Origin of the sequence: Pseudomonas sp. BN415 (assembly GCF_029871195.1) — a bacterium.
In the GTDB taxonomy this organism is placed as follows: Bacteria; Pseudomonadota; Gammaproteobacteria; order Pseudomonadales; family Pseudomonadaceae; genus Metapseudomonas; species Metapseudomonas resinovorans.
On sequence record NZ_SSOK01000061.1, the window covers coordinates 70282 to 92498 of the forward strand.

Genomic DNA, 22217 nt, shown 5'->3' on the forward strand with positions numbered 1-22217 from the left:
ACAACATTTGACTTATTGGTCAGCGGTACTAATTTTCCTTCCCACCACGGAAGAACCAGGGACGGGCGACAGGATGCGCATCGTTTTCTTCGGCTTTCAGCGCTGGGGGACCGAAACCCTCGAGGCGCTCCTCGACAGCGGTCACGATATTCCCCTGGTGGTGACCCACCCGCCGAGCCGCAACCCCGCCGACAACCTCTGGGCGGCCTCCGTGGCAGACCTCGCGGAGCGCTGGCGCATTCCGCTTGTCGAATGCCGCTACGCCAACGCCCCGGAGCTGTGCGCGCGCATCGCCGCGCTGCAGCCGGACTTGCTGGTGCTGTCCAACTGGCGCACCTGGTTGTCGCCCAAGGTCTGCGACCTCGCCCGCCACGGCGGGATCAACCTGCATGACGCGCTGCTGCCACGCTATGGCGGCTTCGCCCCGATCAACTGGGCCGTCGCCAACGGCGAGACCCAGACCGGCGTCACCGTGCATCGCGTGGAAGACGAGTTGGACCTGGGCGCCATCCTGCTGCAGGAAATCGTCCCCATTCATCCACGGGACACCGCCACCGACATTTTCCAGCGCACCCTGCCGCTGTTCGCCAGCCTGGCCATCGCCGCAGTGGATGCCCTGGCGCAGGGAACCGCCCGCTTCACTGCGCAGGACGCCAGCCAGGCGACCTTCTTCCACAAGCGCGGCGAACGCGAAATGCGCATCGATTGGTCGCTTCCCGTACGGGATATCCACAACCTGATTCGCGCCCAGTCTCCCCCTTATCCCGCCGCTTTCAGCACCTTCGCCGGCCAACGCCTCGAACTGCTCGGAGCCTCGCCAGCGCCGCGGGACTACCGTGGCACGCCCGGCCGCCTGCTGTGCACCGCCGATGGCGTCGTGGTCCTGTGTGGTCCGCCCGGCCCACAGGGCCTGCTGATCGAAACCGTGGCAACCGAGCAGCACCCGGCCATGCCGGCCAGACAGTTCTTCGCCGGTTGCTCCGGCTACTTCGACTAGTCGCAAGAGGCCCACGGCGGAACTCGCCGTCGTGGAAATGGAAGACCGCGCTACACAGGAGGAACCTAAATGGACCAGTTCGTCATCGCGCCGAGCATCGGCATTGCCAGGGTCGGCAACAGCCCAGACGCCTTCTATCTCGCCCCCGAATCCATCGGCGGCCGTCCCCTGGCCTGCGACGCCCAGGGCCAGCAACTGTTCGACCACGGCCAGCCGGTGTATGTCGAGCAGTACAAGGACGCCGAAGGTCGCATCAAGCGCCAGGCCGCGCGTTTTGCCGTGTACGCCGTGGCGGCGGACGGTTCCACCCGCGAAGTCACCCTGGACGACCCGCAAGTGGCCAGCGTGCAATGGACCGTGCACGTCGCGAACAAAAAGGCCGTCTGGTACAACTTCCAGGAACTCCAGGGCAACCTGCTGCTGGGGCCGGACAACAGCTACGAGAAGGTCGGCGTGCCCCTGCGCAATGCCAGCGTTACCGGCGAGCAGGCACGCCAGCAGCTGATCATCGATCCCGGTCCGCGCACCCTGCAGGGCGCCGGCGGCGTGGCCGACTTCTCCAGCGACAGCATCCCGCCGGACTACCGCTTCGGCTCCTTCCCGCCACCGCCATCCCAGGGACTGCCGATCAAGACACTCGGGGAGATGCGCACTGACCCGCAGGGCCGCCTGCTGGTGCTGGGCGGCTACGGCCACGCCGGCGGCAACCAGTCGATCACCAGCTTCGCCGGCGCCGACGGCTGGCATGACGACATCTCCGACGGGCCGGTGACCTGCACCCTGACGCTGACCAGCGGCCAGGTGCTGAACCTGACGGCCTGGTGCATCGTCGGCTCGCCCAAGTTCGCCCCGGAACTGGAAAACATCGTCACCCTCGACGACCTGGCCTTCGATGTCGCCGTGCGCGACCTCGGCTTGCTACCGGAACTGTTCAGCAACGGCTGCTACAACCCCGACTACGTGGCCAACTACAGCCGCGACATCGAGCCCATCCTGCGACGCCCCGGTACCTACCGCTGGGTCGCGTCGGTGCCATCGCTCAACAGCTTCTCGCCGCCGCCCTTCGATGCCACCGACGCCAGCGAGCGAACTGCCGAACTGCGCCAGGCCTACTTCCGCCTGTTCCGTGATCCGGGCGAGAACGGTTTCACCGACGGCCAGCAGGGCCAACTGTTCGACGCGGACTCGGGCATCCCGATGATGCCGCTCAACTCAGGCTCCAACTCGGTAAGCAACGCGGTGCTGGCCAAGTTCCTCACCCTGACCCGTACCCAGTACTTCCTGCTCGGCCAATGGGCCGCCGGCAAATTCAGCCTCGATGCACCGGCGCCGTTGCCCGGTGTCACCGCGCTGGACCGCGCCAGCGTCGGCAACTGCGTGGGCGGCCCGCTCTGCCCCGGCATCGAAGTGACCTGGAGCCTGTACAGCCCGGAGCTCTATGAAGCGCCGTTCCGCATCCGCCACCGCCACGACGAGGCCTACTACTACCAGTACGGCCTGGACCCGCAGGAGAACGAGACCGTCCCCGGCCTGGCCTTCCAGGGCTGCGAACCGGGCGACCTGACCAAGCGCATGGCCATTCCGTGGCAGGCCGACTTCTTCCAGTGCACGGTGCAATACGTCAACTTCACCGACCCGGACGTGAACAAGGAAAACGGCGTGCCCAAGGCGCCCAGCTATTACGCCTACTGGTGGCCGCCGCAAAGCCCATGGAACGTGCTGCCCGGCGACAGCACGGCGCTCAGCCAGGACCAGTCCGGCATCCCTGCGGCGCTGCAGTCGATCTACAGCCGCGGGATCAACAGCTTCTCGGAGATGATCCAGGCCTGGCATTACCTGGGCTTCATCACCAACCAGGCGACCGGGCCCTACCGCAGCCTGTTCCCCTACTTCGTGGAGACCGAACGCAACAACGAGCGGTTCGTCGCGGCCAGCGTGGCGGTGGCAGGCGCCGGCAACGTCCTGACCGGTGCCGACGCCAACTTCTTCAACACCTGGTACCTGGCGCCCGATCCCGAGCGGCCGACGGTGGATACACGCCGGGCCATCGCCACGCGGGGGCACCTTGCACGCTGAGGCGCCGAGGACCCTCGACGTGGTGATCGCCGGGGGAGGGCCGGCCGCTTGTGCGGCCGCCCTCACCCTGCGGCGCTACACCGGTCTCTCGGTGATGCTGCTGGAACAATCGGACTACGACAGCGACAAGGTGGGCGAAACCCTTTCCCCCGGCGCACTGCCCTTGCTGGAGTACCTCGGCGTGGCCGAGGCCTTCCGCGCGGCTGGCTTCCGCCCGTCCTATGCCTTCACCGCTGCCTGGGGTGACGACCAGGTACAGGCGCGGGACTTCCTCTTCACCGGCCGTGGCTACGGCTGGCACCTGGATCGACGTCGCTTCGACAAAGGACTGGCTAGCGCAGCCGGGGCCTTCGGCGCCGAACCCGTGCTCAATGCGCGGCTGCGGCAGGTCACGCGTGAGGAAGACGGTTGGCGGCTGAAAGCGACCGTGGAAGAACACGAGCTGGCCCTGCGTTGCCGCTTCCTGATCGACGCCACTGGCCGCAGCGCATGGCTGGCAAGGGCCGTGGGTGCGAAGAAGCAGCGCCATGACCGGCTGGTGGGCATCGCCACCTACCACGACGCGTCAGCGACATCGGTAGAGGCCTGCTCCCTGGTGGAGTCCGTGCCGCAGGGCTGGTGGTACAGCGCACCGGTGCCCGATGGCCGAGTTGTATCGGTGCTGATGACCGACTCCGACCTTCTGCAGGACAACCATGCCAGCCGCACCGCGTTCTGGCAGGCCGCGCTGGAGTTGGCGCCGGGGACGCGGGCGCGCATCGGCGGGCTCGACGTACTGGAGCCACTGCGCGTCTGGCCCGCCCATTCGCAATGGCTGGAACCCTGTTGCGGCGACGGCTGGGTAGCGGCAGGCGATGCGGCGGCGGCCTTCGATCCGCTCTCGTCCATGGGCATTGGCTACGCCCTCAGCACCGGTATCCAGGCCGCGCGACTGGCCGCCGCGTACTTCACCAACCCGGCCGGAGCCCCGCTCCAGCGCCAGGCCTACAGCGACGACATACGCCACCACGTGGACGAGTACCTCACCCTCAAGCGTGGCTACTACGGTGCCGAAGGGCGCTTCGCCGGAGAGCCATTCTGGGCGCGGAGGCAGAACGGCTGAAGCCATTGACGCCTGCCGCGCCGCCTGCGCTGCCTGGGGGAGCGATTTCAGTCGCGGATGATTTCGCTCCCACAAGGCGTCTTCTTGCGGAAACAACCTCAACTTTTTTCTTCAAGCCATTGATCGGTAACGAGCAAAATGGCTGCGAACAGTCTTTACTTGTCAGCAGATACCAGAAAAGCCAGGCGAGCCCCGGATAACCGACAGGACCATGAAGGTCTAAAGATGACAATCGCGTTACACCTCGCCTGACAGCGCCGCTGTTTCCCCGCGCATGGACACAGCGGCCTTCGAGATCGCCAGGAGGGCCACCATGCTGACGCTGCTCAATCTCCTCTCGGCCGTCGCCTTGCTCATCTGGGGCACGCACATCGTGCGTACGGGCATTCTCCGCGTGTATGGCGCCAACCTGCGTCGCCTGCTCAGCCGCAGCGTGCGCCGCCCGCCCCTGGCCTTCGCCGCCGGGATCGGCGTCACCGCCCTGGTACAGAGCAGCAACGCCACCGCGCTGCTGGTCAGCTCCTTCGTCGCCCAGGGGCTGATGCTGCTGGCCCCGGCCCTGGCGATCATGCTCGGCGCCGACGTCGGCACGGCCCTGATGGCGCGGGTGCTGACCCTTGACCTGTCGTGGCTGTCGCCGCTGCTGATCTTCTTCGGGGTGATCTTCTTCCTCTCGCGCAAACAGACGCGCCTGGGCCAACTCGGACGCGTGGCCATCGGCCTCGGACTGATCATCCTCGCGCTGCAACTGATCATCGCCGCCGCCGAGCCCATCACCACCGCCAAGGGCGTGAAGGTGCTGTTCTCTTCCCTCACCGGCGATGTCCTGCTGGACGCGCTGACCGGCGCGCTGTTCGCGATGATCTCCTACTCCAGCCTGGCCGCCGTGCTGCTCACCGCCACGCTGGCCGCGTCCAAGGTGATATCCCTGAAGGTGGCGCTTTGCCTGGTGATCGGTGCGAACCTCGGCAGCGGAGTGCTCGCCCTGCTCAGCAGCAGCCTGCAGAACCCGGCGGGGCGCCGCGTGGCCCTGGGCAGCCTGCTGTTCAAGCTGGCCGGCTGCGTCCTGGTGCTGCCGCTGGTGGGGCCCCTGGCCAACTGGATCGACAGTTGGCCCATCTCCAACGCCGAACTGGTGATCGCCTTCCACCTGCTTTACAACAGTGTGCGATGCGCCCTCTGCCTGCCGCTGGCGGTGCCCATGGCGCGCTTCTGCGACTGGCTGCTGCCGGACCGCCCGCAACCCGACGACGTGGCCAAGCCGCGCCACCTCGACCCCGCAGCCCTGGACACCCCGAGCCTGGCGCTGGCCAACGCCGTGCGCGAAACCCTGCGCATGGGGGATATCGTCGAGCAGATGCTGAACAACCTGCTGCACTTGCTGCGCGGCGGCGACCCCCTGCTAGGCAAGGATATCCACAGGCTGGACGACGACATCGACGCGCTTTACACGGCCATCAAACTCTACCTGGCGCGCATGCCCCATGAGGATCTCGGCGAGCGCGACAGCCGACGCTGGGCCGAAATCATCGAGCTGACCATCAACCTGGAGCAGGCCGGCGACGTCATCGAGCGCATGCTCGATGACGTGCAGAGCAAGAAGAACGCCCAGGGCCACGCGTTCTCCGATGAAGGGCTGGCGGAGATCGTCAATCTCCACGATCAGTTGGTGGAGAACCTGCGCCTGTCTCTCTCGGTCTTCCTCAATGGCGACCAGGAGAACGCCAAACGCCTGCGCCGGGCCAAGCAGCGCTTTCGCATCCTCGAGCGGCGCTACGCCCATGCGCACGTCTCGCGCCTGCACCAGCAGGTAGTGCAGAGCATCGAGACCAGCGCCCTGCACCTGGGCCTGATCAGCGACATGAAGCGACTCAACTCGCTGTTCTGCGCGATTGCCTACGCGGTGCTGGACAACCCCGACGCGCCAGAGGCAGTGGAAGAGGAGCGCGTATCGGTCGAACCGCAGCGCTACTTCGAGCCGGAGATCGGCTCACATCGTTGAGCCGCGCTCTTCCCAGCACGCTGGCCGCTGGGCAGAATCCGGGGATGACCCCACATGACCCGTCCAGTGCCTCGGTCAGCGCCAGTCTGACCCAGGCAATCCTGCATGCTGCGACCCAGCTCGGCCTCAATCGCCAGGAGCTGCTGCGCGCCAGCCAGCTCGACGAACTCCGCCTGGGAGACCCGGACGCGCGCATCCCCTTCCGTGCCCAGGAAGCGCTCTGGGACGCCATCCACACGCGCTTGCCTCATCCGGAACCGGGCCTGGCCATTGGCCGCGCCCTGGCACCTGGCCAGTTCAGCGTGCTCGGCTACCTGCTGCAGAGCAGCCCGACCCTGGGCGAGGCCCTGGAAGCCGAGCTGCGTTATCAGCGGCTGGTTGGCGAGGGCGGCAGCCTGGCACTGGAGGTGCGGGGCGACGAACTCTGGACCCTGTATCGCCCGCTGAACCCGAAACTACCGGCGACCCGTGCGCGAGTACTGGCATTGATGGCCTTCTGGCTGGAACTGATGCGCCCGCTGCTGGCAGATCTGCGTCTGGTGCGGGCCTGCTTCGTGCATGCGGCGCCGACGGACATCACGCTCTACCAGCAATGCTTCGCCTGCCCGCTGCAGTTCGACGCAGAGGATTACGCCCTGGTGTTACCCCTGGCCCTGCGTTCGGCGCCACTGAAACAGGCAAACCCGCCCCTGCAGGCGGTGTTGCGTCAGCACGCCGAAGCCTTGCTTGCGCGCCTGCCCAGCGAAGGGTTGCGGGCGCGGGTGGTGGCCCTGCTGGGGGCGCAACTGGCGCGTGGCGAACCCGATCGCGGCGCGCTGGCCGCCGCGCTCGGCGTCAGCGAACGCACCTTGCAGCGGCGCCTGGCGGACGAGGGCAGCAGCTACCAGCAACTGCTCAATGACACCCGCTGCCACCTGGCCGAGCGCCACCTTGAGGAAGGCCACCTGCCCATCGCCGATATCGCCGTGCTGCTGGGCTACTCCGAGCCCAGCGTGTTCTTCCGCGCCTTCCGCCAATGGACCGGGCTGACACCGGGGGAATACCGGCAGAAGCACAAAGACTGATCACCGGGACGCTTGGCAACTTCATCTGTAGGAGTCAACCCACCTTTGGCGCGACTCCCCGCGCCTTGAGGAACGCCAGGAACGCTTCGCGGCTGGAATACGTCGGGCGGTAGCCGAACTCTTCCTTCAGGCGGCGGTTGTCCAGTACCGGGCGGTAGCGCAGGAAATCCAGTTGCTCCGGGCCGTACTGGGTCAGGCCGAGTGGCTTGAGCAGGGCCAGGGCGGTGCGCAGCAGGCCGGCAGGTAGGGGGCGGTAGGGCTTGCCGAGGATGCCGGCGATCTCGGCCATGCTCAGCGCACCATCGCCGGCCAGGTTGTAGATACCTTCGGCGCCGCGCTCCAGACCCTCGCGGATGATCGCCACCACGTCCTGGTCCCAGATGAACACGAAGCGGCTCTCATGGCCCTTGATGCCCAGCACCGAGCGCTTCTGGAACAGCTCGGTGATCTGGTTGTTCACCTGCTCGCCGAGGATGGTGCCGGGACGCAGGACCAGTTGGCGCAGCTGCGGATGTTGCCTGCGCGCATCGGCCAGCAGCAGTTCCACCTCACGCTTGTGGCGGGCATAGGCGAAAAGGTCGTGGCCACGCAGCGGTTGATGTTCGTCGATCCACTCCGCGTTCTCCGGGTAGTAGCCGTAGGCGGCACCGGAGCTGGTGACGACCAACTGGCCCACACCAGAAACCACAGCCGCGTCCAGCACGGCGCGGGTGCCGCCGACGTCGATGGCGTGCAGACGCGCTTCGCTCATGCCGCGCGGCGGCGTCACCACCGAAGCCAGGTGCACGATGGCGTCGGGCTTCCAGCGCTGCACGCAGGCGGCCACTTCGCGGGGCAGGCTGATGTCCAGCGACACCGGCTCGATGTTGGACTTGAGCCCTTTATGACTCAGTGGGCGGATGTCCGCGGCCACCAGGGTCCAGTCCGGGTGACGCGCGGCCAGGTCGTTCAAGACCTGCTGACCGATGAAACCGGCGGCACCGGTGATCAGGACACGCACGGCATTTCCTCCTGGACGCGAGGCGCGCGGCGACGCCAGACAGCCACCAGCAACAGGCCGGACACGATGTGCCAGAGCCCCCAGAAGCCCGCCACCAGGGCCATGTCCAACTGGCCGCCGAACTGGGTCAGGATCAGCCCCAGCGCCAGCCCGGAGTTCTGCATGCCAACCTCGATGGTCAGGGCGCGGCGGTCTGCCTCGGCCAGTCCGACCAGGCGCGAGGCGCTCCAGCCCAGCAGCAAGGCGGTGGCGTTATGGCCGACCACCACCAGCAGCACCAGGCCGGCATTGGCCACCAGCAATTGCCAATTGCCTACCGCCGCCACGACCAGGAATCCACCGAAGGCCAGCAGCGAAAAGCGTTTGAACCACGGCAGCACGCGAGCGCTCAGGGCCGGCGCGAGGTTACCCGCGGCCATACCGGCCAACAGCGGCAGCACCAGCAGTACGACCAGGCCGCCGATGATGCCGCCGGCATCGACATCCAGGCTGCTCATCTGGCCCTGGAGGAAGGCGGCGGTGTCCGGGTTGAGGCTGGCGGTGGCGGCGAAGTTCAGCGGCAGGCTGATGATCGCCAGCAGGCTCGAAAGGCTGGTGACACTCACCGAGAGCGCGGTGTTGCCGCGCGCCAGATGGGTGATGACGTTGGACAGGTTGCCGCCAGGGCACGCGGCCACCAGCAACATGCCCAGCTCCAGGCCGGGGCGCAGATCGAGGAAGAAGGTGACGACGAGGGTCAACCAGGGCAGCAGCAGGCACTGGCAGAGCAGCCCTACCAGGGCCGGCAGCGGACGTTTCAGTACCAGGAGGAAATGGGCCAGGCGCAGCTCCAGGGCCACGCCGAACATCAGCGCGGCGAGCACCAGCCCGAGTATCAGTTGCTGACTGCTGTCGTAGTTCATCGAGGAGAGTCTCTTGTTGTTCTTATGTCGCCCATGCAGGCGCAAGGCCAGAGCAGCTTAGCCCTCAACCCTCGCACCGGCAGTGACCGACATCGCCAGGCCGAGTGGCCAATCGCGACAGACACCAGCCGGTTGCCAGTCCATACGCACTGGGCCAGAGTGCCAGCATTCGCCCCGGAGCAGGACGCCCATGTCGATCAGGAAACTGCGCATCAGCGATATCGAAGCCTTGCACCGGCTGTTCGCCGACGTCAGCGCCGAAGGCGAGTTTCTCCTGCGCGCCGAAGCGCCGCCGATCGGGCCTATGCGCGCCATGCTACTGCGCGCGCTACCGTTGAACCTGCCGCAGTTCGTCGCCGATTCGGAAGGCGAGCTGGTGGGCTCCATCGAGATTTTCCCGGCCAGTTTCTGCCAGCAAGGGGACGACTCGGGCGAGGACTTCGGCTTGCTCGGCATGCAGGTGCGCAAGGACCATCGCGGCCAAGGCCTGGGAGGCCTGCTGATGGAAGCGGCGCTGGAGCAGTGCCAGCAACTCGGCATGCCGCGGGTCGACCTGACGGTGCTGAAGTCCAACCTCCCGGCCATCCGCCTCTACGAGCGCTTCGATTTCCACTGGGTGGAAGACCTGCCGCCTGTGACCCTGCCCAACGGCCGCCCCGACCAACCGCAGAAGATGCGCTTGCGCCTGGTCTGAGCCGCAGGCCGTCAGGCCGGTCGCCGCGTGCCTTCTCAGGGCTGGCGGCGGACAGTATCCTGCGCGCCTCCGTCACCAGCCCTGTCGCGACCGATGCTGCTGCCCGCCTTCAAACCCCATGTGCTCAAGCTGATCGAGCTGTTGCAGCGTCACCCACGGCTGATCGCCCTCTATGGCTTCTGCTCGGGCATGGCGAGCTTCTTCCTGGTCGATCGGGGCGCGCGGGTGGCCAAGGTGATCGCCATCCTGCTGCTGGTCAGCTGGATCTGGCTGATGCTGGAGAACCTCTTCCGACGCAGCGTCGAACGGCTCTTCGGTATCGAGCTGCCGCCGCCGCTGATGCGTTTCCTGACCCAGTTGATCCACCAGGAAAGCCTGTTCTTCGTACTGCCGTTCTTTGCCATCACCACCAGTTGGAACAGCGGCCAGGCCCTGTTCACCGGCCTGCTGGGGGCGGCAGCGCTTTGCTCGATCACCGACCCGATCTACAACCGTCACCTGGCGCCGCGCCGCTGGTTGTTCCTGGCCTATCACACGCTCACGCTGTTCGCCGTGCTGCTGGCGGCGCTGCCGCTGATCCTCCAGCAGACCACCGCCCAGAGCTACCGCTGGGCGCTGGGCATTGCCGTGGCGCTGTCCTTCGTCAGTCTGTTCGGTGTCATCCGCGTGCAGAGCTGGTGGCGCGGCCTGGGGCTGGTGGGCCTGACGCTGGCCCTGGGTGGGCTGGGCTGGGTGACGCGGAGCTGGGTGCCTCCGGCAACCCTCTGGCTCACCGAAGTGGCGGTCACCCCTGACCTGGACAACCACAAGCGCACGCCGGGTGATGGCATCAACGAAGTCAGCGCCGCCGAGCTGCGTAGCAAAGGGCTCTACGCCTATACCGCAATCAATGCGCCGCGCGGGCTGAACGAACGCATCTACCACGTGTGGCGCTTCAACGGTCGCGAAGTGGACCGCATCGCCCTGGATATCCATGGCGGCCGTGAAGCGGGCTATCGCGCCTGGACCCACAAGCAGAACTTCCCCGGAAATCCCGTGGGCCGCTGGCAGGTGCAGGTGCTGACCGAGGCAGGGCAGATGATCGGTACCCTGCGCTTCCGGGTGACACCGTCAGAGCTGCCGCCCAAGCCCCATTGATTACTCGGTCGAACGTCTCACAGCCCCCGAAGGATCAGCCGAAGAACCAGTAGCAGACGCCGATGGCCGCCAGCACGCCGGCCAGTTCCGCCGCCAGGGCGCAGCCCACGGCGTGGCGCACACGCTGGATACCCACCGAACCGAAGTAGACCGCCAGCACGTAGAAGGTGGTTTCCGTGCTGCCTTGCACCGTGGCCGCCACCAGCGCCGGGAAGCTGTCGACGCCCTGGCTCTGCATGGTTTCGATCAGCATGGCGCGGGCCGCGCTGCCGGAGAATGGTTTGACCAGGGCGGTGGGCAGGGCCTCGACGAAGCGGGTGTCCCAGCCGAACCACTCGACCATCGCGCGAATGCCATCCAGGCCGAAGTCCAGCGCGCCGGAAGCACGCATCACGCCAATGGCGCAGAGCATGGCCACGAGATAGGGCAAGAGGTTCTTCGCGACCTCGAAGCCTTCCTTGGCACCCTCCACGAAAGACTCGTAGACCGGCACGCGCTTCAGCGCGCCCACCAGGAGGAAGATCAGGATGATGCCGAACAAAGTGAGGTTGCCGAGCAAGGAAGACAACGCCGCCAGGGCCGTGGCGGAAAGGCCGGCAAGCAACGCCATGAAGCCACCCAGCAACAGCGCACCGGGCACCAGGTAAGCCAGCACCACTGGGTCCCACAGCCGCAGTCGTTGCACCAGGGCCACCGAAAGCAGCCCCACCAGGGTGGACGCGCTGGTGGCGAGGAGGATGGGCAGGAACACCAGGGTCGGGTCCTCGGCGCCTTGCTGTGCCCGGTACATGAAGATCGACACCGGCAGCAGGGTCAGGGACGAGGCGTTGAGCACCAGAAAGAGAATTTGCGCGTTGCTCGCCGTGGTCGGGCTGGGGTTGAGATCTTGCAAGGCGCGCATCGCCTTGAGCCCGATGGGCGTGGCGGCGTTGTCCAGCCCCAGGCCATTGGCGGCGAAGTTCAGGGTGATCAGGCCGAGGGCGGGGTGTCCCTTGGGCACTTCGGGCATCAGGCGGTGGAACAGCGGTGCGAGAATGCGCCCGAGCCACTCGACCAGGCCGGCCTTCTCGGCGATGCGCAGGAAGCCCATCCACAAGGTCAGGGTGCCGAACAGCAGGATCATCACTTCGACCGAGAGCTTGGCCATGGCAAACAGGCTTTCCACCATCGCCGCCCAGACACCCGGGTCACCCCCGATCCAGCGCCCCAGCGCGGCCACTGCCGCCACCAGGAAAAACCCCAGCCACAGGCCGTTGAGCATTTGCAGTCCCCCCGAAATCAATGAGGCGGATTCTAGCGGGGCAGCCTGTACCGCGGCGAATTCATTGGCGATGTCTGCGTAACCTGTTGGAGGGTCCGGAGTCGCCTTGTAGGAGCTGGCTTGCCAGCGAATGCGGACAGGTTCGCCAGCCAGGCCGAAAGGCTGCCCCATCACCGCAGCGAACGCCGGCTAACAAAAAGCCCCGACCAGGTCGGGGCTTTCCGTCGATCAGATGAAGGCTCAGTCGATCACCGTACTGCCTTGGCGCTGCGCGTTGCCGTTGCGAACGCTCGGCAGGGAAGCCAGGTAGCGCTCGCCCTTTTCGGCGTCGTACATGCCCTCCCACTTGGCGATCACCAGCACCGCCAGGGCGTTGCCGATCACGTTCAGGGCGGTGCGCGCCATGTCCATGATGCGGTCGACGCCAGCGATGAAGGCCAGGCCTTCCAGCGGAATACCGACGCTGCCCAGGGTGGCCAGCAGGACCACGAAAGACACGCCCGGCACGCCGGCGATGCCCTTGGAGGTGACCATCAAGGTCAGCACCAGCAGCAGTTGCTGGCTGAGGGACAGGTCAATGCCGTAGAGCTGGGCGATGAAGATGGCAGCGATGCTCTGGTAGAGGGTCGAGCCATCGAGGTTGAAGGAGTAGCCGGTGGGCACCACGAAGCTGCTAATGGCACGCGGCGCGCCGTAGGCTTCCATCTTCTCGATGATGCGCGGCAGTACGGTTTCCGAGCTGGCGGTGGAGTAGGCCAGCACCAGCTCGTCCTTGAAGATGCGCATCAGCTTGACGATGGAGAAACCGAACAGGCGCGCCACCAGGCCGAGGACCATGAAGGCGAAGAAGGCGATGGCGAAGTAGACCAGCACCACCAGCTTGGCCAGCGGCAGCAGGGAGGCGAAGCCGAAGTTGGCCACGGTCACGGCGATCAGCGCGAACACGCCAATGGGGGCGTAGGCCATGATCATGTGGGTGACCTTGAACATGGTCTCGGACACGCCCTGGAACACCCTGACCAGTGGTTCGCGGGTTTCCGTCGGCAGGCTGGACAGGCCAAGGCCGAACATCACCGAGAAGAAGATGATTGGCAGCATCTCGCCGCGGGCCACGGCGGCGAAGATGTTGGACGGGATCAGGTTCAGCAGGGTCGAGATCAGCGCGTGGTCGTGCTGCACTTCCTGGGCGGTCTGCTGGTACTTGGAGATATCCACGGTACCCAGCGTGCTCATGTCGATGCCGGTGCCGGGCTGGAAGAAGTTGGCCAGCAACAGGCCGACCACAATTGCCACCGTGGTGATGATTTCGAAGTAAAGGATGGTCTTCAGGCCGATGCGGCCGAGCTTCTTGGCATCGCCCACGCCGGCAATGCCGACGATGAGCGAGGCGATGACGATCGGGATGACGATCATCTTGATCAGGCGGATGAAGATGTCACCCGCCGGTTGCAGGACGTTGGCGATCCACCAGGCCTTCTCGGCACTGAAGTGGTTGAGCAGGGCGCCAATGGCGATACCCAGCACCAGCCCGATGAGAATCTGCCATGCGAGGCTCAATCTGGCCTTGGTCATAGTCGTCACCCTCTGATTTCTTGTGGAAGTAGGGAGCACGGCCTCGTCCGGGATGGCCGGCCGAACCGCAAAGGGGCGCCATGATTCATAGGGTGCTAACGGTCGTCTAATGCCGTAACCGTCTACCCCATGCCGAATCGGCATGAGCTTGTGTTGATGGAACGATGGTTCCAGCGATATCCGTATGGCGACTTCGGCATAGGACTTTTCCTAGGACGGCGGCGGCAAAGTGCATGCGCGCCATCTAGGCTGACTGGGGCCGGCCCGATCGGGCCGCCAATCTGTGGCTGAATGGAGAGCGGCGATGAAGAAGGTCCTGGTGCTGTATTACTCGATGTACGGTCATATCGAACGCATGGCGGAATCGGTCGCTGAAGGTGCGCGCAGCGTACCGGGCGTGGAAGTGACCCTGAAACGGGTGCCGGAAACCATGCCTGAGGACGTCGCCCGCAAAGCCGGCGCCAAGCTGGACCAGGCTGCACCTGTTGCCAGTCCGCAGGAGCTGGCCGACTACGACGCCATTCTGTTCGGCACGCCGACGCGCTTCGGCAACATGACTGCACAGATGCGCAACTTCCTCGACCAGACCGGCGGACTCTGGGTGAAGGGGGCGCTGATCGGCAAGGTCGGCAGCGTCTTCACCTCCACGGGCACCGGCGGTGGCTCGGAAACCACCATTACCTCGTTCTGGAACACCCTGGCGCACCACGGGATGCTGATCGCCGGCCTCCCTTACTCGGCGCCGGAACTCGGCGACATCAGCGAATTGCGCGGCGGCTCACCCTATGGTGCGGCCACCGTGGCCGGCGCTGACGGTTCGCGCACGCCAAGCGCCAAGGAACTGGCCCTGGCGAAATTCCAGGGCGCACACGTGGCGACTTTGGTGAGCAGGATGAAGTGAAGGGAGGCGAACGAAGCATTCAGTACCGAATCAGTATTTTTCCGCTGCCCACCGGGAGCTGGAGCATTTCCAGCTCCCGGCAGCAGCTTGCCTGACCCGGCCCGCATGGCTGCGGAGGCACCCCGTCTGCCCCTGGGTCACGCCGCTCCAGATGACGCGGAACAACCCGGCCCCCTGGTCCTTCAGCCCGTTACCGGGCATTGATCCCTGAAGCGTTCGAACCTCGTCAGCCGGATCGGCGCCCCATGATGAAGGACACGATGAACAGCACCAGGAAGATAATGAAAAGAATCTTCGCGATGCCCGCGGCGGTCCCGGCGATGCCGCCAAACCCCAGCACGGCGGCAACGATAGCAATGACCAGGAAAGTAAGTGCCCAGCTCAACATGGCCTTTCTCCTTCTGCTTTTGGTGTTGTCAGCGCAGCGGCCGTTGGCGCGACTGCGTAAGGACCACCGGCACGACACAGGGTGTTAGGCCGGCAGGTGTTGCGATTCTGTAGAAAGCACTGCGCGAAAAGACGAAGCGGCACAGCGAGCGGCTCAGGGCGGCGACAAGGTTCCACATGGCAAAACGCCCCCCGAGAAATTCAGAACGCCCAGCGCGGCTGGATGCCGATATCGGCCTGGATGCGCGCGCTCACCTCGTGCATCGGGCCGTCGGCGCGAACCGGTGCCGTCGACCTGCTTTGCTCCGCTGCGGGAGTCTGCAATGGCCGGGGCTGGACGCGATCACGCAATTGATACTCGACAAGCGTGCCGAGTATCACGACCAGTGCGATCAGCAGGGCCATAAGCCACTTGGATGAGCACCATGGGAAACCGTTCATCCTCGAATCCTCCCTTGGGACGGATTTGCGACCTCGAGACTTCAAGTGCATGGCCCATGCCACTCAAGGCCATCAAAGAAGCACTGCCAATTCAATTGGTTACGCCAGCGCTCCAGCCTGGCCTGACGGCACTTTGCACGATGCGGGTCTGCTCATCAGGCAAATTGCACGCTCTCAAAAGGCCCGGAACCTCCCTGTTCCGGGTGGAGTGCTCCTGGGGTGCGCAGGGGCCACAAGAGGTAAAAAGACCCATGCACATTCAGGTACAGGGAATATGGCAAGGCCTGTGCCAGTCTTTCCGATTGATAAATATCCATATGGATCAAATGGTTAGCTTTTGAGCCAGGACTTCCTACACTTGCATGCTGCAAGGGCTGTAGGAAAAGCGCGTGCAACTTGCACGATATTTCTTGGACTAACTTTCTATGACTCGGAAATGGAGTGAGAGCATGGAACAGGTAACCGAGAACCAGGGACGAATCCTGCTGGTGGATGACGAAGCCGCCATCCTGCGTACCTTCCGCTACTGCCTCGAGGACGAGGGCTACAGCGTCGCTACCGCGGGCAGCGCGGCGCAGGTCGAAGCACTCCTGCAGCGACAAGTGTTCGATCTGTGCTTCCTCGACCTGCGCCTGGGTGAAGACAACGGCCTGGATGTGCTGGCGCAGATGCGCGAGCAGGCCCCCTGGATGCGCGTGGTGATCGTCACCGCGCACTCAGCAGTGGATACCGCGGTAGACGCGATGCAGGCCGGAGCCGCTGATTACCTGGTCAAGCCCTGCAGTCCGGATCAGTTGCGCATGGCCGCTGCAAAGCAATTGGAAGTGCGCCAACTCACGGCGCGCCTGGAAGCCCTGGAGGGCGAGATGCGCCGGGTCGGCGATGGCCTGGATTCGCAGAGCCCGGCGATGATGACGGTGCTGGACACCGCCCGGCAGGTGGCCGCTACCGACGCCAACATCCTCATCCTTGGCGAGTCTGGCACCGGCAAGGGCGAATTGGCTCGTGCCATCCACGGCTGGAGCAAACGGGCGAAGAAGTCCTTTGTCACCATCAACTGCCCCTCGCTTTCGGCGGACCTGATGGAGAGCGAGCTGTTCGGCCACAACCGCGGCGCCTTCACCGGCGCCAGCGAAAGCACCCTGGGCCGGGTCAGCCAGGCCGACGGCGGCACCCTGTTCCTCGATGAGATCGGTGACTTCCCGCTGAGCCTGCAGCCCAAGCTGCTGCGCTTCATCCAGGACAAGGAGTATGAGCGGGTTGGCGACCCGGTAACACGCCGCGCCGATGTACGCATCCTCGCCGCAACCAATCTCGACCTGGACGAAATGTCCCGAGATGGCCGCTTCCGTGAAGACTTGCTGTACCGCATCAACGTGATCGCCCTGCGCTTACCGCCATTGCGGGAGCGCCACGAGGACACCCTCGACCTTGCCGAGCGCTTCCTGGCCCGCTTCGTCAGCGAGTACGGACGCCCCGCACGCGCCTTCAGCGAAGAAGCGCTGGCAGTGATGCTGGGTTATCGCTGGCCGGGCAACGTGCGCGAACTGCGCAATGTGGTCGAACGCGCCAGCATCATCTGCAACCAGGAACAGGTGGAAGTCAGCCACCTGGGCCTGGGCGACGCCCCCATCGCCAATGCACCACGGGTGGGCGGCCCGCTGAGCCTTGAAGAACTGGAGCGCGCACATATCGCCGGCGTCCTGGCCAGCAGCGAGACCCTTGACCAGGCTGCCCGCACACTCGGCATCGATGCCTCGACCCTGTACCGCAAGCGCAAGCTCTACGGCCTCTGAACGGGCCGCCGCCATGCGACTGCGTACCAGGCTGTTCCTGAGCATTTCCGCGCTGATCACCGTGGCCCTGGTGGGCGTCTTGCTGGGGTTGGTCAGCGTGATGCAGATGGCCGGCTCACAGGAGCGCCTGATCAATCAGGCCTTCTCCACCATCGATATCAGCCTGCGCATGCGCCAGCACCTGGGCGACCAGATGGTCAACCTGATGGGCAAGGATCTCGATTCGCCGGCCCTGCAGGCGTCGCAGCAAAAGTTTCTCGCCGCGCTGGAAGAGGGTCTGAATTCGACGACGGATGCGCAGACCCGCGAGCACTTCCAGCGGATCGCCGCGTCCTACCAAGTGTTCCTCGACGTGATGCGCCAGCCCGCGAGCCTGCGCTGGAGCCTGCTGGACGACGATGATTTCAGCCACGCGCTGGACATCCTGCGCACCAGCATGGTGGAACTGCAGCGTCATTCGCTGTCGGTCGTGGGAGACGCGGAAAGTGCGGCGCGCGACCGCGCCTTGCTGATCGCCAGCCTGCTGGGACTGCTCGGGGTGGCGGTGCTGCTGATCGGTTTCGTCACTGCCCAGGGAATCGCCCGGCGCTTCGGTGCGCCCATCGACGCACTGGCCAAGGCGGCCGACCAGATCGGACGCGGGGACTTCCGGGTCACCCTGCCGCTGTCGCCGGTGAACGAGATGGCGGCACTGATCCGCCGCTTCGGCCTGATGGCCGAAGCCCTGCGCCTGCTCAAGGAAACCAATATCGAGAAACTGCTGGCTGAACAACAGCGTTTGAAAGCGGTGCTCGACAGCATTGACGACGGCCTGCTGATCGTTGATCGCCAAGGGCGCATCCAGCACGCCAATCCGGTGGCCCAGCGACAGCTGTCCTGGGCGGAAGCACCGCTCGGCCGGCCGCTGTCGCAGGCCCTCGGCCGACCGGATCTGGACGAGTTGGCGCAACGCGTCTTGCGCGGTGAAACCCTTGAGGACGAGCCTGAAGACCTGGTGATCGAAGCCGATGGTGAGCAACGCCTGCTCAGTTGGCGGCTGACGCCGGTGCTGCTGGACGAGGGGCGCCTGCTGGGCGGGGTGATGGTGTTGCGCGACGTCACCGAAGAGCGTGCCTTCGAACGGGTACGCAACGAGTTCGTGCTGCGTGCCTCCCACGAACTGCGCACACCCGTGACCGGCATGCAGATGGCCTTCGGGCTGCTCAATGAGCGCCTGCGCTTCGATCCGGAAAGCCGCGAAGCCGACCTGCAGAGGACGGTCGACGAAGAGATGCAGCGACTCGTGCGACTGATCAACGACCTGTTGGATTTCTCCCGCTACCAGAGCGGTGTGCAGGCCCTGGAGCGTGAACCCTGCGACCTGGAGGAACTGCTCGCCACCCTGCGCCAGCGCTACAGCGCCCATGCCGGCGAGCGCGGCATCGAGATTGAACTGGAACTGCACCCACCGCTGCCACGGGTAAAGCTGGACCGCCTGCAGATCGAGCGCGTGCTGGACAACCTGGTAGGTAATGCCATGCGCCACAGTTCGGAAGGCGGGCATATTCGCCTGCAGGCCCGTCGCCACGGCGAACGGGTGCTGTTGAGCGTGGCGGACGACGGCGAGGGCGTGCCTTACAGCCAGCAGGCGCGGATCTTCGAGCCCTTCGTGCAGGTCGGCCACCGCAAGGGTGGCGCCGGCCTCGGGCTGGCCCTGTGCAAGGAGATCGTGCAACTGCATGGCGGCCGCATCGGCCTCTCCTCACGGCCGGGGCAGGGCGCGCAGTTCTATATGACGTTGCCGGTTTAACGTTGCCTTGCGGAATCCTTGTGGAGTCGAATTCATTCGCCCCTACAGCTTCATTCCGTTGAGCACCAGCAGCAGGGCGGCGGTTTCGGCGTCGGGCTGGCCGTCGTAGAGACGCTGGCGGTACTTCATCTGGAACGCGGCGACGATGTTGCGGGTTTCCTTATCCAGCACGCCGGTCTGCGGGGTGGTGTAGCCCTGGCGGGCGAGCTGCTGCTGGAACCAGCCGACGGTAGGCAGGGCAACGGCGAAGCGCGCCTGCTCGCGGGCTACTGCGCGCGCGTCAGGCCAGGGCACCAGGCCGGCGTCGGCGAGGCGTTTCCACGGGAACAGCGGACCTGGGTCGACCTTGCGCTGGGGCGCGATGTCGCTGTGCCCAATGATGCTGCCCAGTGGCAGGTTGTGGCGCTGGACGATGTCCTTGAGCAGCAGGATGAGGGCCTCGATCTGCTCTTCACTATAGGGTTGGTAGACCCGTCCGGCAGGGGTATCGCGGTAACCGTCGTTGACCAGTTCAATCCCGAGGGTACTGGCGTTCAGCCAGGTTCGGCCCTGCCATTCGCTCTCCCCGGCATGCCAGGCGCGACGGCTCTCATCCACCAGGCGATAGATCCTGGCCGGCTGATCGCCGATCAGGTAATGGCTGCTGACGCCATCACGGGTCAGCAGGCGCAGGGAGCTCTCCATGTTGGTGGAGGTGTAGTGCAGTACCACGTACTGCACACGACTGCTCTGGCTTACAGAGCGGTGGCTGTCATCGATGCGCAGGCCGCCGGCGCAGCCACCGAGCAGGAGCAGGGCGAGACTCAGAACGAAGGTCTTCATGGGTTCAGGTGCAGGATGCTTTGCAGGTTATCGAGCAACATGTCGACACTGAGCATGATCAGCAGCATGCCGGTCAGGCGCTCGACGGCCATCAGGCCGCGGTCGCCGAGGAAGCGCTGCAGGAAGGCGGCCTGCAGCAGGATCACAGCGGTGCAGGCCCAGGCCAGCAGCACCGCGACGTAGAGTTCCCAGAGCGCCCCTTCATGGGTGTTGCGCAGGGTCATCAGCACGGCGAGAGCCGAGGGGCCGGCCACCGCCGGGGTGGCCAGGGGCACCAGCATGGGCTCGCCGCCGGGCAGATCGCCGAGCACGCCCTCCGGACGCGGGAAGATCAGGCGCAGCGCGATGATGAACAGGATGATGCCACCGGCGATGGCGATGGACTCACGGGACAGGCCGAGACCGCTGAGGATCTTGTCGCCGAAGGTGAGGAACAAGAGAAGCAGCGCCAGGGCGAACAACAACTCCCGCAGAGCTATGCGCAGGCGTCGTTCGGGTGCCACGCCTTTGAGGGCGGCGATGAAGATCGCGATGTTGCCGAACGGGTCGGTGACCAGAAAGATCAGGACGGCAATGCCTAGGATGTCCATGGGGGCTCCCCTTAATCGATGGGCAGAAGTGTAATGGCCGGATGCGCCGGCGTCTGCGCGCAGGCTCGCGCGCAGCGCGGCGAACCTGTTGCGAAATCTTCCCCAGGCACGGCGAAGGGAAAAAGGGGGCGCGGATTATAGCGCGAGGCCAGCATGGCAATCGGACATGGGGCCTACCGGTCGGGATGAACGGCAACATGGCTTTTCCGGCTGCAGGTAATGTTGTAGGTAAGGGACACCCCAGCCGAGGAAGACCGCCATGCGCCGCGCGCTGCTCTGGTTGAAGCAGGATCTCAGACTCGACGACCACCCGGCGCTACAAGCGGCGCTCCAGGCAGATCGCCTGTTGCCCGTGTACGTCCTCGACCCTGCCTTGCTTCGACCCTCACCCTTTGGCCCACGACGGCTCGGCGTGCACCGCGCACGCTTTCTGCTGGAAAGCCTGGCGGCCCTGGATTCGGGCCTGCGCCAGCACGGTTCGCGGTTGCTGGTGGTGCACGGCCGCGCCGAGCTTGTGATCCCGACGCTGGTGGATCACTTGGGCCTGGACGAAGTGCTGACCTTGGGTGAAATCGCGCCTTACGAGCGCAATGAAATGCGCCGCGTGCGCCATGCTCTGGGCGTACCGCTCATCGAGCTGCCAGGAAACAACCTGCTGCGCGAAGAGGAGCTGCCCCGGCCGCTGAACGAACTGCCGTCGGTCTTCAACCAGTTCCGCGACCTGATGGAGAAGCGCCTGCACGTCTTCCAGCCGCGCCCGGCGCCGACCCACCTGCCGCCACTGCCCAGCGGCGCTGCAAGCCTGATGGCGCCCCTGCCGACCTTGTCGCGGCTGGGCCTGGGCGAGCCCCAGGGAGTACCCACTACCGCTTTCCCTTTTTCCGGCGGCGAACCCGCGGCCCTGGCGAGGCTGCGCGACTACCTCTGGGAAACCCAGAGCGTGCAAGGGCACCAGGAGTCCCGCAACGGCATGATCGGCAGCGAGTATTCCTCCAAGCTGTCCCCCTGGCTGGCCAACGGCTGCCTGTCGCCGCGCCGGGTGGCTGCGGAGCTGCATCGGCTGGAGGCGCAACGCGGCCGCAACGAGTCGACCCAGCAGCTGTGGATGGAACTGCTCTGGCGCGAATTCTTCCGCTGGACACTGTTGCGTTACGGCAGCGCCCTGTTTCGAGCAGACGGCCTGAAGGCCACCGCACGGGCGCCAGCCAATCTCGATGAGCGCTACCTGCACTGGTGCAACGGACGTACGGGCATGCCACTGGTGGACGCCAACTTGCGTGAGCTGGTGATGACCGGCTGGATGTCGAGCCGTGGCCGTCAGGTGGTGGCCGCTTACCTGGTCAACGATCTGCAGCAGGACTGGCGCTACGGCGCGGCCTGGTTCGAGGAGCACCTGCTGGACTACGACCCGGCGAGCAACTGGGGGAACTGGGCCTACCTCGCCGGAGTGGCCAGCGATCCGCGTCGCGCACGGGCCTTCAACGCCCTGCGCCAAGCCCGTCAGCATGACCCGGATGCCACCTACGTCAGCCTCTGGCTACCGGAGTTGCGCGGCCTGCCGGTAGAGCATCGGCACACGCCTTTCATGCTCAGCGAGCCGCAACTCGCCGGGCTGGACTACCCACGTCTGGAGCATATTCCGGAAAACTGGAAGCCCTACATCTCGAGTGCTGCCTGAGTAGAC

General features: G+C 65.4%; 19 protein-coding genes. 11 read left to right on the top strand and 8 right to left on the bottom strand.

All coding sequences use genetic code 11. From position 1 onward, the window contains the following. Positions 1–73 precede the first annotated feature (73 nt). The 5 genes from E8F20_RS18675 (at position 74) to E8F20_RS18695 (ending at position 7241) form a co-directional block, all read left to right on the top strand. Positions 74–997, top strand: a complete 924-nt coding sequence (locus E8F20_RS18675; protein ID WP_280285066.1) for a methionyl-tRNA formyltransferase — start codon at positions 74–76, stop codon at positions 995–997. A 69-nt stretch (positions 998–1066) separates the two neighbouring features. Continuing rightward, positions 1067–3073 (top strand): CTQ-dependent lysine 6-oxidase LodA, encoded by a 2007-nt coding sequence (lodA, locus tag E8F20_RS18680; protein WP_280285067.1) that lies wholly within the window; start codon positions 1067–1069, stop codon positions 3071–3073. Next, positions 3063–4175 (top strand): tryptophan 7-halogenase, encoded by a 1113-nt coding sequence (locus tag E8F20_RS18685; RefSeq protein ID WP_280285068.1) that lies wholly within the window; start codon positions 3063–3065, stop codon positions 4173–4175. Before lodA ends, E8F20_RS18685 begins: the two co-directional genes overlap by 11 nt. Positions 4176–4488: 313 nt before the next feature. Beyond that, on the top strand, positions 4489–6177 hold the full coding sequence (locus E8F20_RS18690) for a Na/Pi cotransporter family protein (RefSeq protein WP_280285069.1): 1689 nt from the start codon (positions 4489–4491) through the stop codon (positions 6175–6177). Positions 6178–6221: 44 nt separating this feature from the next. After that, positions 6222–7241 carry an AraC family transcriptional regulator gene (locus tag E8F20_RS18695; RefSeq protein WP_280285070.1) on the top strand — a complete coding sequence of 340 codons (1020 nt, stop codon included), beginning with the start codon at positions 6222–6224 and terminating at the stop codon, positions 7239–7241. Positions 7242–7275: 34 nt separating this feature from the next. Here the strand turns inward: E8F20_RS18695 and E8F20_RS18700 are convergent, their stop codons facing one another. Further along, on the bottom strand, positions 7276–8241 hold the full coding sequence (locus E8F20_RS18700) for an SDR family oxidoreductase (RefSeq protein WP_280285071.1): 966 nt from the start codon (positions 8239–8241) through the stop codon (positions 7276–7278). After that, positions 8229–9143, bottom strand: coding sequence for a bile acid:sodium symporter (locus tag E8F20_RS18705; RefSeq protein ID WP_280285072.1), 915 nt, complete (start codon positions 9141–9143; stop codon positions 8229–8231). Before E8F20_RS18705 ends, E8F20_RS18700 begins: the two co-directional genes overlap by 13 nt. 190 nt (positions 9144–9333) lie before the next feature. Here E8F20_RS18705 and E8F20_RS18710 point away from each other — a divergent pair, with 190 nt between their 5' ends. Together E8F20_RS18710 and E8F20_RS18715 are read left to right on the top strand one after the other, a co-directional pair. Then, positions 9334–9837 (top strand): GNAT family N-acetyltransferase, encoded by a 504-nt coding sequence (locus E8F20_RS18710; RefSeq protein WP_280285073.1) that lies wholly within the window; start codon positions 9334–9336, stop codon positions 9835–9837. A 93-nt stretch (positions 9838–9930) separates the two neighbouring features. Next, entirely contained in the window at positions 9931–10974 is a 1044-nt protein-coding gene (locus E8F20_RS18715) for a DUF5924 family protein (protein WP_280285074.1), read from the top strand. A gap of 34 nt (positions 10975–11008) precedes the next feature. Here E8F20_RS18715 and E8F20_RS18720 read toward each other — a convergent pair whose 3' ends face one another. After that, positions 11009–12235: a spore maturation protein gene (locus tag E8F20_RS18720; protein ID WP_280285075.1), complete on the bottom strand. Its 1227-nt coding sequence runs from the start codon at positions 12233–12235 to the stop codon at positions 11009–11011. A gap of 240 nt (positions 12236–12475) precedes the next feature. Next, positions 12476–13807 carry a glutamate/aspartate:proton symporter GltP gene (gltP, locus tag E8F20_RS18725; protein WP_280285076.1) on the bottom strand — a complete coding sequence of 444 codons (1332 nt, stop codon included), beginning with the start codon at positions 13805–13807 and terminating at the stop codon, positions 12476–12478. A gap of 304 nt (positions 13808–14111) precedes the next feature. On the opposite strand from gltP, the gene wrbA reads away from it, so the two are divergent. After that, positions 14112–14708, top strand: coding sequence for an NAD(P)H:quinone oxidoreductase (gene wrbA, locus E8F20_RS18730; RefSeq protein ID WP_280285078.1), 597 nt, complete (start codon positions 14112–14114; stop codon positions 14706–14708). A gap of 226 nt (positions 14709–14934) precedes the next feature. Here wrbA and E8F20_RS18735 read toward each other — a convergent pair whose 3' ends face one another. Both E8F20_RS18735 and E8F20_RS18740 read right to left on the bottom strand, forming a co-directional pair. Next, positions 14935–15096: a DUF1328 domain-containing protein gene (locus tag E8F20_RS18735; RefSeq protein WP_028627098.1), complete on the bottom strand. Its 162-nt coding sequence runs from the start codon at positions 15094–15096 to the stop codon at positions 14935–14937. A 200-nt stretch (positions 15097–15296) separates the two neighbouring features. After that, positions 15297–15500, bottom strand: a complete 204-nt coding sequence (locus tag E8F20_RS18740; protein WP_280285079.1) for a hypothetical protein — start codon at positions 15498–15500, stop codon at positions 15297–15299. Positions 15501–15985: 485 nt separating this feature from the next. Here E8F20_RS18740 and algB point away from each other — a divergent pair, with 485 nt between their 5' ends. Further along, positions 15986–17332: a sigma-54-dependent response regulator transcription factor AlgB gene (algB, locus tag E8F20_RS18745; protein WP_280285080.1), complete on the top strand. Its 1347-nt coding sequence runs from the start codon at positions 15986–15988 to the stop codon at positions 17330–17332. A 13-nt stretch (positions 17333–17345) separates the two neighbouring features. Beyond that, on the top strand, positions 17346–19121 hold the full coding sequence (locus E8F20_RS18750; RefSeq protein ID WP_280285081.1) for a KinB sensor domain-containing domain: 1776 nt from the start codon (positions 17346–17348) through the stop codon (positions 19119–19121). Between the two features lie 42 nt (positions 19122–19163). Here the strand turns inward: E8F20_RS18750 and E8F20_RS18755 are convergent, their stop codons facing one another. Next, positions 19164–19943 carry an N-acetylmuramoyl-L-alanine amidase gene (locus E8F20_RS18755; protein WP_280285082.1) on the bottom strand — a complete coding sequence of 260 codons (780 nt, stop codon included), beginning with the start codon at positions 19941–19943 and terminating at the stop codon, positions 19164–19166. After that, a complete protein-coding gene (locus tag E8F20_RS18760) occupies positions 19940–20533 on the bottom strand; it encodes a MarC family protein (protein ID WP_280285083.1) in 594 nt (197 codons plus the stop codon). The genes E8F20_RS18755 and E8F20_RS18760 overlap by 4 nt, the downstream gene beginning before the upstream one ends. A 259-nt stretch (positions 20534–20792) precedes the next feature. Between E8F20_RS18760 and E8F20_RS18765 the strand changes: the two genes are divergently transcribed. Then, positions 20793–22211, top strand: coding sequence for a DASH family cryptochrome (locus tag E8F20_RS18765; RefSeq protein ID WP_280285084.1), 1419 nt, complete (start codon positions 20793–20795; stop codon positions 22209–22211). Positions 22212–22217 lie beyond the last annotated feature (6 nt).